This window comes from Klebsiella sp. D5A, from assembly GCF_001620885.1.
GTDB lineage: Bacteria > Pseudomonadota > Gammaproteobacteria > Enterobacterales > Enterobacteriaceae > Klebsiella > Klebsiella variicola.
The window spans coordinates 1-1,196 of record NZ_LOAR01000044.1; the positions used below are offsets into that span (position 1 = coordinate 1).

The 1,196-nt window shown below is 57.4% G+C and carries 2 protein-coding genes; both read right to left on the bottom strand.

From position 1 onward, the window contains the following. On the bottom strand, positions 1–992 hold a 992-nt coding region (gene tssC, locus AS136_RS25915; RefSeq protein ID WP_148718847.1), incomplete at its 3' end, for a type VI secretion system contractile sheath large subunit. Positions 993–1,034: 42 nt separating this feature from the next. After that, a partial coding sequence (locus tag AS136_RS27795; protein WP_137963463.1) for a type VI secretion system contractile sheath small subunit occupies positions 1,035–1,196 on the bottom strand: 162 nt, incomplete at its 5' end.

The window sequence follows — 1,196 nt, forward strand, 5'->3', positions numbered from 1 at the left end:
ACCGCGCCGCCGGCCTGCGGACCGCGAATTTGCACGCACCAGCCGTTATTGACAAAGCTCTTCACCATATTGGAAGCGAAGGAGAACGCCGCGCTGGTCCACAGATACTTTTCGTGGTCCGGACCTTTCACCTGCTCGACATAGTTGAAGCTGCGCACCGGCACGGTGTCCGGACCGTACGGCAGACGACCCAGCACGCGCGGCATCACCAGACCGATGTAGCGGGCATCGTCGGTTTCACGAAATGATTTCCAGCGGATATATTCCGCGCGATCGAAGTAGTTGCCGATATCCTTAATAGCAGCCACCTCTTCCATGGTCTCTTTCAGGAAGAAGGCCGGGCCGACGGCGCCGATAAACGGCATATGGGCGGCCGCAGAGACGCGGGAGATATTGCGCAGGAGCGCCACATCCTGCGGGCTGGCGTCGAACTCATAGGCCGAGATCACCGAGCCGATCGGCTCGCCGCCGGGAGTGTCATACTCCGCGGTATAGGTGTGCCAGTAGAGGCCGCTCTGGATAAGCTCCGGCGCGTCCTCAAAGTCCTGGCGCAGATCGTCTTTGGCGACGTCCAGGATCTCCGTTTTGACGTTCTGCCGATAGTCGGTGTTGTCCACCAGCTGTTTGAGGCCGCGCCACAGGGATTCGACCTGCTGAAACTCCTGATGGTGCATCACCGCGTCCAGCTGACGGCTTATCTGGAAATCCAGTTCGGCGATATGGTGATCAATCAGCGTTTTGTCGAGCTTTTCCACCCGCTGACCGGACTGACGGATGCGCTCCATAAACACCTGCATCGCCGCGGTGAGACGTTCCGCCGCTGGCGCCTCGGAGAGCGCGGCATCGTCCAGAAAGTCGTTGATATCCCCGAGGTGAGACGCCGGGGCGAAATTAATTTTTTCAAACAGCGAGGCGTAAACGCCCTCGCCCGCCCTATTTTCCTGCAACGTGGTTTGCCCCTGAACAGGGGCGTTTTCTGTGGTAACAGACATTAGCATTTTCCCGGTTAATCCATTAACAGACTTGCCCCGCACTTATTTCGGAGCAAGCGCACTCATTTCGTCGCGTAATTCCTGGGACAGCGCCGGATCTTTCAGGATTGCCTCAAGCTCTTTTCTGAAAGTGGCGTTATCAAGCAGATTGGATTTGAGATCGCGTAATAAATTACGCATCGCCAGCATGGCGCGGAGTTGCGG